This window comes from Gilliamella sp. Pas-s27, from assembly GCF_009795865.1.
GTDB lineage: Bacteria > Pseudomonadota > Gammaproteobacteria > Enterobacterales > Orbaceae > Gilliamella.
On sequence record NZ_WTEW01000026.1, the window covers coordinates 20,044 to 33,801 of the forward strand.

At 32.9% G+C, this 13,758-nt stretch carries 13 protein-coding genes; 9 read left to right on the forward strand and 4 right to left on the reverse strand.

The window, feature by feature from the left end:
- Window positions 1-76 precede the first annotated feature (76 nt).
- The 3 genes from gndA to nrdG all read left to right on the forward strand — a co-directional run bounded on the left by gndA (window position 77) and on the right by nrdG (window position 4,431).
- Entirely contained in the window at window positions 77-1,492 is a 1,416-nt protein-coding gene (gene gndA, locus GQ589_RS09830) for an NADP-dependent phosphogluconate dehydrogenase (RefSeq protein WP_160425904.1), read from the forward strand.
- Window positions 1,493-1,817: 325 nt separating this feature from the next.
- A complete protein-coding gene (nrdD, locus tag GQ589_RS09835; RefSeq protein ID WP_160411947.1) occupies window positions 1,818-3,953 on the forward strand; it encodes an anaerobic ribonucleoside-triphosphate reductase in 2,136 nt (711 codons plus the stop codon).
- Between the two features lie 13 nt (window positions 3,954-3,966).
- Window positions 3,967-4,431 carry an anaerobic ribonucleoside-triphosphate reductase-activating protein gene (nrdG, locus tag GQ589_RS09840; protein ID WP_160411946.1) on the forward strand — a complete coding sequence of 155 codons (465 nt, stop codon included), beginning with the start codon at window positions 3,967-3,969 and terminating at the stop codon, window positions 4,429-4,431.
- Window positions 4,432-4,444: 13 nt separating this feature from the next.
- Here nrdG and can read toward each other — a convergent pair whose 3' ends face one another.
- The 4 genes from can to GQ589_RS09860 form a co-directional block, all read right to left on the reverse strand.
- Complete coding sequence (gene can / locus GQ589_RS09845) at window positions 4,445-5,104, reverse strand: carbonate dehydratase (RefSeq protein WP_160411945.1); 660 nt, start codon at window positions 5,102-5,104, stop codon at window positions 4,445-4,447.
- Window positions 5,105-5,175: 71 nt separating this feature from the next.
- Complete coding sequence (locus tag GQ589_RS09850; protein WP_160425906.1) at window positions 5,176-6,237, reverse strand: FAD-binding protein; 1,062 nt, start codon at window positions 6,235-6,237, stop codon at window positions 5,176-5,178.
- Window positions 6,238-6,400: 163 nt separating this feature from the next.
- Window positions 6,401-7,435 carry a GTP-binding protein gene (locus tag GQ589_RS09855; RefSeq protein ID WP_160411943.1) on the reverse strand — a complete coding sequence of 345 codons (1,035 nt, stop codon included), beginning with the start codon at window positions 7,433-7,435 and terminating at the stop codon, window positions 6,401-6,403.
- Window positions 7,436-7,452: 17 nt separating this feature from the next.
- On the reverse strand, window positions 7,453-7,650 hold the full coding sequence (locus GQ589_RS09860; protein WP_160400755.1) for a YbdD/YjiX family protein: 198 nt from the start codon (window positions 7,648-7,650) through the stop codon (window positions 7,453-7,455).
- A gap of 324 nt (window positions 7,651-7,974) precedes the next feature.
- Between GQ589_RS09860 and murA the strand changes: the two genes are divergently transcribed.
- The 6 genes from murA to GQ589_RS09890 all read left to right on the forward strand — a co-directional run bounded on the left by murA (window position 7,975) and on the right by GQ589_RS09890 (window position 13,507).
- Window positions 7,975-9,228, forward strand: a complete 1,254-nt coding sequence (murA, locus tag GQ589_RS09865; RefSeq protein WP_160411942.1) for a UDP-N-acetylglucosamine 1-carboxyvinyltransferase — start codon at window positions 7,975-7,977, stop codon at window positions 9,226-9,228.
- Between the two features lie 51 nt (window positions 9,229-9,279).
- Window positions 9,280-9,855, forward strand: coding sequence for a protein deglycase YajL (gene yajL, locus GQ589_RS09870; protein WP_160411941.1), 576 nt, complete (start codon window positions 9,280-9,282; stop codon window positions 9,853-9,855).
- A gap of 11 nt (window positions 9,856-9,866) precedes the next feature.
- A complete protein-coding gene (locus GQ589_RS09875; protein WP_160411940.1) occupies window positions 9,867-10,760 on the forward strand; it encodes a cation diffusion facilitator family transporter in 894 nt (297 codons plus the stop codon).
- A gap of 96 nt (window positions 10,761-10,856) precedes the next feature.
- Window positions 10,857-11,819: a 6-phosphofructokinase gene (gene pfkA, locus GQ589_RS09880; protein ID WP_160400751.1), complete on the forward strand. Its 963-nt coding sequence runs from the start codon at window positions 10,857-10,859 to the stop codon at window positions 11,817-11,819.
- Window positions 11,820-12,038: 219 nt separating this feature from the next.
- Entirely contained in the window at window positions 12,039-12,290 is a 252-nt protein-coding gene (locus tag GQ589_RS09885; RefSeq protein ID WP_160425907.1) for a GNAT family N-acetyltransferase, read from the forward strand.
- Between the two features lie 146 nt (window positions 12,291-12,436).
- Complete coding sequence (locus GQ589_RS09890; protein WP_160411938.1) at window positions 12,437-13,507, forward strand: acyltransferase; 1,071 nt, start codon at window positions 12,437-12,439, stop codon at window positions 13,505-13,507.
- The last annotated feature ends 251 nt before the right edge of the window (window positions 13,508-13,758 follow it).

Genomic DNA, 13,758 nt, shown 5'->3' on the forward strand with positions numbered 1-13,758 from the left:
AAAACTTAATTAAGTTTTAGATGTTTTTAAAAACCTTATGGTTAAGGTTATAAAGGTTTAATAAAGGAGCCAAATCATGTCAAAACAACAAATCGGTGTTATTGGAATGGCAGTTATGGGGAGAAATCTTGCGCTCAATATTGAAAGTCGTGGGTTTTCTGTTGCTATTTATAATCGTTCTAAAGATAAAACTGAACAAGTTATGGCTGAACATTCTGATAAACAATTGGTTCCTTACTTTACGATTGAAGATTTCGTTAATTCTTTAGAGAAGCCTCGCCGTATTCTTATTATGGTGCAAGCAGGTAAAGGTACCGATGCTGTAATTGATGAGTTGCGTCCACTTTTAGATAAAGGCGATATTATCATCGATGGTGGGAATGCTTATTTTGAAGATACAATTCGTCGTAACAAAACACTATCAGCAGAAGGATTTAATTTTATTGGAACTGGTGTTTCTGGTGGTGAAGAGGGAGCGTTAAAAGGGCCATCAATTATGCCTGGTGGACAAAAAGAGGCTTATGAATTAGTTGCTCCTATATTAGAAAAAATAGCCGCTAAAGCTAATGACGAGCCTTGTGTTGCTTATATAGGTCCTAATGGCGCCGGCCATTATGTAAAAATGGCACATAACGGTATTGAGTATGGCGATATGCAACTGATAGCAGAAAGCTATTCGGTATTAAAACATGCTGTTGGCTTAACTAATGATGAACTTGCTGACGTGTTTGCTGATTGGAATAAAGGCGAATTAGATAGTTATTTGATTGAAATTACTGCTGATATCTTTAAGCATAAGGATGAAAATGGTAATTATTTAATTGATGTTATTTTAGATGCCGCAGGCAATAAAGGTACAGGTAAATGGACTAGCCAAAGTGCTTTAGATTTGGGTGAACCTTTGTCATTAATCACTGAGTCTGTATTTGCTCGTTATTTATCCGCAATTAAAGATCAGCGAGTTGCTGCATCAAAAGTGTTGAAAGGTCCTAAAAAAGAGTCTTACAGTGGCGATAAGAATGAACTTATAGAAAAAGTCCGTAAAGCGCTTTATATGGGGAAAATCATTTCGTATGCTCAAGGTTTTGCACAGTTAAAAGCTGCATCTCATAAGTATCAATGGGATTTAAATTATGGCGAAATTGCCAAAATTTTTAGAGCAGGTTGTATTATTCGGGCGCAATTTTTACAAAAAATTACTGACGCTTATGCCGAAAATAACGAGATCGATAATTTATTGTTAGCTCCTTATTTTAATAAAACGGTCGAAGCGTACCAACAATCATTACGTGATGTCGTGTCTTTAGCCGTGCAACAAGGTATTGCTGTTCCGACACTTTCAGCGGCAATTGCTTATTATGATAGCTATCGTTCAGAAGTATTACCAGCTAATTTAATTCAAGCGCAGCGAGATTATTTTGGCGCACATACTTATCAACGTATTGATAAAGAGGGTGTGTTCCATACTGATTGGTTAAATACTGAATCATAGTATTTTTAGTTGTAATCTCATTTTTGTATATAAAAGTGCAAATTTATTTTGCACTTTTTATTTTTCAATATTTCATAAATGCTTGTCATTATTGGCTTTAAGTTTGTCAAGTAATTTCATTTATTAAAAAATCTAGAAAAACACTATATATGGTGTATAATTCACACCTGTTTACTATATATAGTAGTAATTAAGCAATGTGCAAACTCGGTTTTTTGTCATAATAACTTGTGATTTGATAAGAAATGAATAACAACAACGAATATGAATGTTGATATAAAACCTATGGCAAGTGCTAAATATTAATGGATATTGAGGAGTATATATGCCTGTAGTAATTAAACGTGATGGCTGTCAAACTGCATTTAATGAGGCTCGAATCAAAGATGCGATTATCAAAGCAGCTGTTGCAGCGAATGTTCATGACCCTGATTATTGTGCAAAGGTTGCCAGTGTTGTTACTAAACAAATGAGTGAATGCGAAAGTGTTGATATCAACGAAATTCAGAATGCAGTTGAAAATCAGTTGATGTCAGGTCCTTATAAAAAATTGGCAAGAACTTATATTGAGTATCGTCATGATCGTGATCGTGCTCGTGAACGAGGTAGTAGGTTAAATCAAGATATTCGAGGACTAATTGAGCAAAGTAATGTTGCTATTCTAAATGAAAATGCCAATAAAGATAGTAAAGTGATACCTACTCAACGTGATTTACTAGCCGGCATTGTGGCAAGGCATTATGCAAAGCAGTATTTATTACCTAAAGATATTTCTCGTGCTCATGACTGTGGTGAAATACATTATCATGACTTAGATTATGCACCATTCTTTCCGATGTTTAACTGTATGTTAATTGATTTAGATGGCATGCTAACTAATGGTTTTAAAATGGGGAATGCTGAAATTGAGCCACCGAAGTCAATCGCAACCGCAACAGCTGTTACCGCGCAAATTATTGCTCAAGTAGCAAGCCATATTTATGGTGGTACGACTATTAATCGTATTGATGAAATTTTATCTAAATTTGTTACTATCAGTTACAATAAACATAAGCAAGTAGCTGAAGAGTGGTGTATTCCAAATCCAGAGGCTTATGCTCAAAGCCGTACAGAAAAAGAGTGTTATGATGCGTTTCAATCGCTTGAATATGAAGTAAATACCTTACACACAGCTAATGGACAAACTCCGTTTGTTACTTTTGGTTTTGGTTTAGGAACCAGTTGGGAATCACGTTTAATTCAAGAGTCAATTTTAAAAGTTCGTATTAAAGGTTTAGGTAAAAATCATAAAACAGCGGTTTTCCCAAAACTGGTATTTGCCATCAAAGATGGTATTAATCATAAACAAGGTGATGCAAATTATGATATTAAGCAGCTTGCACTTGAATGTGCAAGTAAACGTATGTACCCAGATATTTTGAATTACGATAAAGTTGTTGAAGTAACTGGCTCATTTAAAACACCAATGGGTTGCCGAAGCTTTTTAGGCGTTTATGAAGAAGATGGGCAATTAATTCATGATGGACGTAATAATTTAGGTGTAATTAGTCTAAATTTACCTCGTATAGCTATTGAAGCCAAAGGTGATGAAAGGCGTTTTTGGGAAATTTTAGATAAGCGTTTAGAACTTTGTAAAAAAGCATTAATGACACGAATTGCTCGACTTGATGATGTAAAAGCACGTGTTGCACCTATTTTATATATGGAAGGTGCCTGTGGCGTTAGACTGAATGAAGATGATAGTGTTTCTGAAATTTTCAAAAATGGACGCGCGTCGATTTCTTTAGGTTATATCGGTCTTCATGAAACATTAAATGCACTTTACGGGGATCAAATACATCCATTTGATAGTAATGAATTACGTGAAAAAGGGATAACTATTGTTAATCGTTTACGTAAAGCGGTGGATCAATGGAAGGAAGAAACTGGTTACGGTTTTAGTTTATATAGTACACCAAGTGAAAATTTATGTGATCGATTTTGTCGGCTTGATACGGCTGAATTTGGCGTTATTTCAGGTGTTACAGACAAAGGTTATTATACAAACAGTTTTCATCTTGATGTTGAGAAAAAGGTTAATCCGTACGAAAAAATCGAATTTGAAAAATCTTATCCTCCAGTTGCAAATGGTGGGTTTATTTGTTACGGCGAATATCCAAATATGATCAATAATGTTAAAGCATTAGAGGATGTTTGGGATTATAGTTATAGTCGTGTTCCTTATTATGGTACTAACACACCGATTGATGAATGCTATGAATGTGGTTATACCGGTGAATTTTCCTGTACCAGCAAAGGCTTTGTTTGTCCAAGTTGTGGTAACCATGATTCATCAAAAGTCTCTGTTACCCGTCGTGTTTGTGGATACTTAGGTAGTCCTGATGCACGTCCATTTAATGCAGGAAAGCAAGAAGAAGTTAAACGCCGAGTTAAACATTTAAATAATGGTCAAATTGGATAATAATTAATAGGTTATGAATTATCATCGCTATTATTCAGTTGATGTTGTAAATGGTGAGGGGACTCGATGTACTCTTTTTGTTGCAGGTTGCGTTCATCAATGCCGTGGTTGCTATAATAAAAGTACGTGGTCCCTCGATTCTGGATTGCCTTTTACACAATCACTTGAAGATCAAATCATTAAAGATTTACAAGATACTGAAATAAAGCGTCAAGGATTATCGCTTTCTGGTGGTGATCCGTTGCATCCTAAAAATGTACCAGCAATATTAAAGCTGGTTCAACGTGTTAAGTTTGAGTGTGATAACAAAGATATCTGGCTTTGGACTGGGTATAAATTAGATGAATTAACCGAGGAGCAGCAAGCCGTTATTTCCTATATTGATGTGCTAATTGATGGTAAATTTGTTCAAGAACTTGCTGATCCAAAGCTATTATGGAGAGGAAGCAGCAACCAAGTTATTTACCATTTTAAATAAAAATATAAAGTTATTATTGCGATTTATGAAGATTTAGCAGGTAGGAAATTGCTTCACGATAATTAATTTCTAAATTTTCGCTACTTGATGAAGTAATATGTAAATCTGTAATTTTTCCATTATCAATACCATATACCCAACCATGTAAGTTAACTTTTTGACCTCGTTGCCATGCAGATTGAATAATTGTTGAGTGTCCAAGGTTGTAAACTTGTTCAATTACATTAAGCTCACATAAAATATCTAAACGGATCTCTGGCGGGAATTCACCTAGCAGTGAGCTGTTTCGAAACCATAGATCGCGAATATGTAATAGCCAGTTATTAATTAACCCTAAATCAGGGTTTTCAACCGCATCCCGAATTCCACCACAGCCTAAATGACCACAAACAATAATATCTTCAATTTTAAGTACATCTACAGCATATTGCACAACTGATAAGCAGTTTAAGTCAGTGTGAATTACAAGATTGCCAACGTTACGATGTACAAACAATTCACCAGGCTTTAACTTAATAAGTTTTTCTGCAGAAACACGACTATCCGAACAACCGATCCATAGAAATTTAGGATTTTGTTCAATAGCAAGTTGCTTAAAAAATTCTGGATCTTCTTGTTCTATTTTTTCCGACCATTCGTGATTAAAACGAATTAAATCGTTTACATCAAACATAATTTATATTTCCTTTATATTTCATTGCTATTATTGGAGTAAGTTTATTATTTAAAATAGCCATTATAATTTTACTCAATTTGTTTAGTATGTTGGATTTTGCTTTTCATAATTAACTTGCGCCATAGTGGTGTAGTCAATATTTTTGCTTTAACAATTTTACTATAAAGTTTTAAGCGTAGTGGGATTGTGTTTTGATAGTAACACTTATTTGGATTTGGTTTACCACTATTTAAAATTTTACTTAAAATCTCAGCACTATCTAGCGCATAGCTTATCCCTTCTAAAGAACTTGCGCTAATAAAGCCGGCAGCTTCACCAATCAGAAAGATGTTTTCATTACCTGTATAGAAATCCCGGAACCGATTTGGGTAAACAACTAAACATTTTTCTGTTTTGATAGATTTTCCCAAAATAAATTTTTGAGTTGATAATTTTTCTTTTAATTTTTCAAAATTTTGATTTGCTACTTTTTTGGGGAAGGCTCCACCAAAGATGAAATAACCATCTTTTGAAATACTCCAAGCATAACAATTTGTGGATTTATTATCGAATATACATGAATAAAATGGATCTGGATGTTGCTCTGTAAACCATTGTTGTATGGCTACATATTGCCTTATTGTATGGTTAGGGTACCGCATTCTTCTGACGAGAGAATTGGCGCCATCAGCACCGACAACGTATTGGGTTGTAATATTGTGTTCGGTCTTATTTTTATCGATATAAGTGATTTGATAGCCATCAATAATACGTCTAACTTCTTTGCAAAGTGTATTATGTAGAACGGTAACCGTGGCGGGTATCAATGATTTTAACCAAAGATCAAATTTATGCCGATCAAAACTTACGTAACTTCTTTGATAATTACGAACAATTTTGGTTTGTAAATCTATGGTTTTGACACTAAAAATTTGTGGATCAGTTAAGATATCTTTTGGTAAGTTTAATTTTTGTCTAATAAAAGCTTTTTGTGCATCATTGGCCAATAATCCACCACAAGGCTTATGAAAACCTTCATTTCCTACTTCGTGTTTTTTATCTAACGCGATGACTTTAAAAGAAGGGCTAAGTAAACGAGCTAGCGTACTACCAGCAGGTCCAAGACCTATGATTGCGATATCGTAATCCATGTTATTGTATTATTAGCTTATCACTTTTAAAAGTGCCCTATGTTAGCAAATTATATTAGATGTGGCTATTAGATATGAAGTTTATTTATGACTACCAACTTGTAACTATGGTTTATAAAAAATACAAATTTATTTTTCTAGAGGTTAACTTTTATTATTAGTTTTACGATGTCTTTAAAAATTCTTGATTTAACTCATTAAATGGTAATGATCGGCTAATTATTACCAATCTAGATATTCTCTCTGCTGGCGTTTTCCAAGGGGATCCATAATCAAATCCTACGATTTTATGTATACCTTGCACGATTAAGCGTTGGTCATTGCCCTTAATAGCTAAAACTCCTTTGTAGCGTAACATGTCGTTGCCATATCGTTCAACTAAGCTTTCCATAAAGGAACCTATTTTTTTTAAATCAAGTTCACCTGCTTCAAAAAGATAAGAACAAATATTATCATTCCAGGATGACGTTTGTTTTTGTAATGGCAATGATCTAAATCCAACTTCAAGCTTTTGGGTCGGGTTTATAACAAAAAAACCTTGATTTATAGTGAGTTCATCACTTAATTCAAATGCTTTTATATCAAGCCATTTAGATTTAGGTATTTGTCCTTTTATTGTTTCAAAGATAGTCGCTTTATGGTTGATTTTATGGATTCGGTTAATTATTTCAAATTTTTGTTCATTATTAACACAGTCGGTTTTAGTTAAAATAATACGGTCTGCAAAACCAATTTGTGAAAGAGCTACGCGGTGTTCATTAAGGTGTTTTAAAATATGTTGAGCATCAACAAGCGTAATAACAGCATCAAGTTGAATTTTTTCACGAAGTAAATTATCGACAAAAAAGGTTTGAACAATAGGTGCAGGATCTGCAAGTCCAGTTGTTTCAATAATCAACCGATCAAATTGTAATTCACCCGTTGAACGTTTTAATAGTAATTTATGTAGAGATTCTGTTAATTCTCCTTGTACTGTACAACAAATACAGCCATTAGTCATTTCTATGATTTGAGTATCAGTGCTGATGTTTAATAAATTGCTATCAATGTTTACAGGACCAAATTCATTTTCAATAATAATTACTTTTTCGTTATGGTTGTTTTTTAGTAAATAATTAATGAGTGTTGTTTTTCCAGAACCAAGAAATCCAGTTAATAAGGTTACAGGTAATAATGAAATCGGTGTTGAATCTGTCATTTATGATCTCTTAAGTATTAGCAACATTTGAATCCACCTTTGCCGCTATATTTAGCTTCTTGTCGCTCTTTAAAAAATTCTTCATAAGACATAGGTGTTTTTTCAGGGTGAGTAAGCTTCATATGTTGAACATAATTATCATAATCAGGAATACCAATCATTAGCTTGGCTGCTTGACCAAGGTATTTTCCTGCTTTAGAGAGTGAATCAAACATATTATTTCTCTTGAGTGAAAATTATCATATTGTGATGAAATATAAAAAATTTATAGTTTAATCACGTAGCGTAAATTATATTTAAAATTTAGTATATTTAAATATAAGGCGCTAATTTGTCCGAGTCAATCATTGATTGAGAGTAATTATTCTAGAATTAGAAAATAAGAAATAATTTCTGACAGCACCTGATTATGTTGGTTTTTATTTGGTTTTAGTGGAAAACCATATTGCTATTTTTTCATGAAATTCATTTATCTATTGATAAATAACTTCTATAATATTCGACAATTTATCAAGCATAATAATTTATAAGAGTTAATAATGGAAAAGTTTCATGTAACAGGTTCAACTGCACTAAATGGCGAAGTGGTTATTTCTGGTGCAAAAAATGCTGCGCTACCAATTTTATTTGCTGCAATTTTGGCCGAAAAACCCGTAGAGCTTCGAAATGTTCCCAAGTTGAAAGATATTGACACAACATTAGAATTGCTAAGCCAGTTAGGCGTAAAATGTGAAAAAAATGTTTTTATTCACCTTGATGCAAGTCAACTTAATAACTATTGTGCACCTTATGAGCTAGTTAAAACCATGCGAGCTTCAATTTGGGCTTTAGGTCCACTTGTTGCTCGTTTTGGGCAAGGGCAAGTTTCATTACCTGGTGGCTGTGCTATTGGTGCAAGACCTGTTGATCTTCATATTACTGGTCTTGAGCAATTAGGTGCGACAATTACACTAAATGAAGGGTATGTTAAAGCAACGGTAAATGGGCGGCTTAAAGGTGCTCATATTGTGATGGATAAAGTCAGTGTTGGTGCTACCGTTACCATTATGTCTGCTGCAACTTTAGCTGAGGGTAAAACTGTAATCGAAAACGCAGCTTGTGAACCTGAAATTGTTGATACAGCTAAATTTTTAAATATGCTAGGCGCTAAAATTACAGGTGCAGGTACAATGCGTATTGAGATTGAAGGGGTTGAGCGTTTAGGTGGTGGTATTCATGAGATTGTTTCTGATCGTATTGAAACGGGGACTTTTTTAGTTGCTGCGGCTATATCTAAAGGTAAAATCACTTGTCGAAAAACTGATCCAACTTTGCTCGATGCTGTGCTTTCAAAATTAAAGGAAGCAGGAGCTAAAATTGAAGTCGGCGAAGATTGGGTTTGTTTAGATATGCAAGGAAAAAGAGCAAAAGCTGTCAATATTCATACGGCTCCGCACCCTGGATTCCCTACTGATATGCAAGCTCAATTTTCATTATTAAATATGGTTGCTGAAGGTACAGGAATTATTAAAGAAACAATTTTTGAAAATCGATTTATGCATGTGCCAGAGTTAATTCGGATGGGTGCTAAGGCAGAAATTGAAGGCAATACCTTAATTACGTATGGTGTTGAAACGCTAAGTGGTACACAAGTCATGGCAACGGATTTGCGTGCATCAGCAAGTTTAGTTTTAGCTGGTTGTATTGCTGAAGGTTTAACGACTGTTGATCGTATTTATCATATTGATCGTGGTTATGACAATATTGAGGCAAAATTAAGGAATTTAGGTGCTAATATTGAAAGAGTAAAATAGACTTCATTAAACTAAAAATGATTAAGTTGTTTGTTTAAAAGGAACGTGGTAATGACAAAGCAAGCATTGGTATTTTTATCAGATGGCTGCGAAGAAATAGAGGCGGTAACAACAATCGATTTATTAACTCGAGCTGGTATTAATGTTACTACTGCTAGTATATCAAGCTCTCGTGAAGTTGAATGTTCTCGTGGTGTAAAAATTTTAGCTAAAAAAACACTTTCAGATGTTCAACATGTTGATTTTAAAGTTGTTATTTTGCCTGGTGGTTTGAAAGGCGCTGAAAATTTTCGTGATTGCCCATTGTTGATTGAAAAATTAAAACAAATACATCAAACTAGTGGTATTGTTGCAGCAATCTGTGCTTCACCTGCCATTGTTCTACAACATCACAATTTATTCCCTAATGCTAATATGACTGGTTATCCAACTACTAAAGAGGCATTTAAAAATTGGAAAGCTGATAGAGTTTATTTTGATGAGCAGAATAAGGTCCTTACTAGCCAAGGACCTGCGACTTCTATTGATTTTGCTTTAAAAATTATTGAAGTGCTGCTAGGACGAGCAAAGGCTGCTGAGGTTGCTTCACAGCTCATTCTTCCATCGGGGATTGAAACCTATCAATAAATAGGTACTAAATGTCAAATTCACATTTGTATGAAAAATTAGTTAAAAGAGCAACGTTAAGTGCTGTTTTAATTTCCGTTTTCCTAATTTTAATTAAATTTATTACTTATTGGTTAACAGGCTCTATAAGTTTACTTGCTTCATTATTGGATTCAAGCATCGATTTAATTTCTTCTGGGTTGAATTATTTTTTAGTCCGTTATGCGCTAAAACCCGCGGATGATGATCATACCTTTGGTCATGGTAAAGCCGAATCCTTAGCGGCATTATTACAGAGTGCATTTATTATTGGTTCAGCGATAATTTTATTATTTTCTAGTATTCGATCTTTTATTCACCCAAATCCACTACAGATTCCTTTATTAGGAATAACTATTTCGACAATTTCTGCTGTAATTACATTTATCCTTGTTTTATACCAAAGGCGTGTTATTAACATCACTAAAAGTAATGCTATTCAAGCTGATATGTTACATTATTCTTCTGATCTATTACTAAATATTACTGTTGTAGTTGCTCTTTGTTTTAGTTGGTATGGTATTACCTATGCTGATGCAACATTTGCATTCTTTATTGCTTTATATATTTGTTATAATGCCTATTGTATTGCCTATAGTTCTATTCAAGATTTACTTGATAGGGCATTACCTGAAAGTGATAATATATCGATTGCAGAAATTATTAGTCAGTATCCAGAGGTTTATGGCTTTCATGATTTAAAAACTAGGCAGTCAGGTCCCGTTAAATTCATCCAATTGCATATAGAACTTGATGATAATATGCCTTTAATTAAAGCTCATGCTATTGCTGATTCTATTGAAAAACGAATTTCAACACAGTTTTCACCTGCAAATGTCATTATTCATCAGGATCCTATCTCTGTTGTCCCAATCGAAATGATGTAGCATAAAAAAACATCAAAATGGCAATTAATCTTCTATTGTTAGATATCTGTTAAGGTTCTATAATAACTAAAAGTTAATAATTTGGAGTTATTTTATATGATAAAAAAAATAGGTATTTTAACAAGTGGTGGTGATGCTCCAGGGATGAACGCTGCTATTAGAGGTGTGGTAAGAACAGCCTTAACAGAAGGATTGGACGTTTTTGGTGTTTATGATGGCTATATGGGGCTTTGTGAAGATCGTATCGTTAGACTAGAGCGTTCAAGTGTATCTGATATCATTACCCGTGGTGGTACATTTCTTGGCTCAGCTAGATTTCCAGAGTTTAAAGATAAAACTGTAAGACAAAAAGCTATCGATAATTTGAAAAAACATGAAATTGATGCTTTAGTAGTTATCGGTGGTGATGGTTCATATATGGGGGCAATGAGGTTAACTGAAGAAGGTTTTCCATGTATCGGCTTACCAGGGACTATTGATAATGATATCCGTGGTACCGATTATACTATTGGTTATTTTACTGCACTTAGTACGGCTGTTGAAGCAATTGATAGATTACGTGATACTTGTTCTTCGCATAACCGTATATCAGTTATTGAGATTATGGGGCGAGATTGTGGTGATTTAACTTTAAATGCTGCTATTGCTGGTGGTTGTGAGTTTATGATTATTCCTGAGGTTTCTTATACTAAAGAAGATTTAATCGAAGAAATTAAACTTGGTTTTGCAAAAGGTAAAAAACATGCAATTGTAGCAGTTACAGAGCATATGTGTGATGTAAATAAACTAGCCGCTGATATTGAAGCTGCAGTCCATCACGAAACACGTGCAACAATTTTAGGCCATGTTCAACGAGGTGGTTCACCAGTGCCTTATGATCGTATTTTAGGGTCACGCATGGGGGCTTATGCCGTTCAATTATTACTTGAAGGTCATGCTGGTAGAAGTGTTGGTGTACAAAATGGTAAATTAGTACACCACGATATCATCGAAGCTATCAATAACATGAAGCGTTCGTTTGATATGGAACTATACAATACTGCTAAACGATTATTTTAAATATTAATTGTGATTAAAGTATAATCTGAATTGATAAAGATTTAATTGTTTTATTATAGGTGAGTTGTTGGAAATGAAATGTTAACAATAACCACCTATTTTTTAATGTTATTAAAATTAGTCGATGTTGATATTAGATTCAAAATAAAACAATTTTGGAATTTATCAAGAATGATATGACTATAATAAATTAACTATTATGATATATTAGGTATTTTTATGTCGCTACATTTTTTAGAGGCTAATGATCGTTTTTATGTTTGTGATGAAAATCATAAAAAAATAGCTGAAATGACGTTTACAAGGTTAGGAAAAGATAAAGCCACGATTAATCATACTTATGTTGATCCGGACTATCGAGGACAAGGAATTGCTAATAATTTATTAGATATCGTAGTAAAACGATTACAGCAAGAAGAACGTGATATTATTCCTATTTGTTCGTTTGCTGTTAATAAATTGGTAAAATAATTAAATTGAGTTTTTATCTATTGACTTATAGTTATATATAACACCAATATTTGTTTGGATTTTTATTTTTAATAAATGATAGTTCTAACTACATGAATATGTAATAATGTACATTAATGTGTTTGTATTGATCCACAATCTCCAAAATGGTAACAGAAAAACAGCAAAAGATTCATTCGATTCATGTTTTACGCGGTGTTGCAATTATTATGATTGTTTTCAGCCACTGCTTAGGTGTGTTTAAAAATACTAACTTAATTGCTAACAGTTATTTATTTTCTTTTTTGAATTTATTTGCATTTAATTTTACGACGTTTTTTGTATTAATTGCCGGTTTTTTATTTCAACATCTAACATATAAATTTGATACTAAAACATACTATTTATCAAAATTTAAGACAGTTGTATGTCCTTATATTTCAATATCAATTTTCTGTTTTATATTTTATCATTACCAATATTTATCTAGTTTACCTTGGTATTCGTCAACTGAAAATAGCATAATTAGTGTAATAACTAAAATGATGTTGACAGGAACACAGCTATTGCCATTATGGTTTATACCGATGATTATCATTATTTATTTAATGGCTCCTTTATTATATTCTTTATCAAAAAAGAGTTTAATTATAACTGGTTTGGTTTCTATGTTTTGGGTAGTTATGTTTACTAAGCCTGATTTCACTCGACCCCTTTTAAATTTATTGCATTATGGTCCTGTCTATTTAACGGGTATGATGATAAAACAAAATTATCAAATTATTATGAAATCCGTAAAAAGTAATTTATTTTTGGTCATGTTCCTTTTTTGTTTATGTTTTTGGATTCCATTTGCTTATCGTTATATGGATCACTTAATTGTTGAGAAACTTTATTACGATACATTACAAAAAATTGTTCTATTTATATTAGCACTTTACTTTTTAGATAAATTGAATCATAAAATTAATGATGGGCGAACTTATAAGTTTTTGTCTTATATGGCAAATATTAGTTTTCCTATTTATTTTATTCATGAAATTATTGTGTTTGAACTTGAACGGCTATTATATATGTCTCCACTAAACAATGTAATCAAAACGGATAATGGGTGGTTAGCGTCATTAGGCGCAGTATTTTTTTTGATATCTACTTTAGTTTTAAGTGTTATTATTGCTAATATTATAAAATGGATTTTTAAAAATAAATCACAATATCTTATTGGTAGCATTCGTTAAACTATTTCCATTCATATTTTCATTTGTATTTTTTAAGGGATTTTTTTAAAAAATATATAATTTTCCAAAGGATAATAATCTTTATTTTGTCCGCATAATTAAAGCATTTGAATAAATAAGAAACAAACAGAAAGAAAATTGAAATTAATACTTGCATGATTTTTTTAAGTCCCTATAATGCGCACCCACTGACACGCAGTTGGCATAAAGCAGGCGGCGAATAAGGTTAGTGAATAAGGTCAAAAATTTTA